We start from the raw sequence: 250 nt of genomic DNA on the forward strand, positions 1-250 counted from the left end.
GACCAAACACAGCATTCAGGAAGGCGCTTCGGCTCTCACCTCCACATCTCCGTTCCGCTATATTGCCGATACCGGTATTGTGGCGGCCGAGCACCATGAAGGTACGATGCAAGAAAGCATCGATCTGCATAGCTGGACGGGCATGTCCATCCAGCGCGCGGTGAACAACATCCAGAACAGCCTGCAAAAGGGCCTGGCCTTTTTGGGCACGGTGGGCTCCACTTCTCCGTTCATCGGTCTGTTCGGCACG

The 250-nt window shown here is 57.2% G+C and carries 1 protein-coding gene; it reads left to right on the forward strand.

Going from position 1 to position 250, the window contains the following annotated elements; genetic code table 11:
- Positions 1-250: MotA/TolQ/ExbB proton channel family protein (locus ACP7IZ_RS13845; protein ID WP_426849746.1), on the forward strand; the 250-nt coding region annotated here is incomplete at both ends.

Source organism: Acetobacter sp. AAB5 (assembly GCF_050106715.1).
In the GTDB taxonomy this organism is placed as follows: Bacteria; Pseudomonadota; Alphaproteobacteria; order Acetobacterales; family Acetobacteraceae; genus Acetobacter; species Acetobacter oryzifermentans.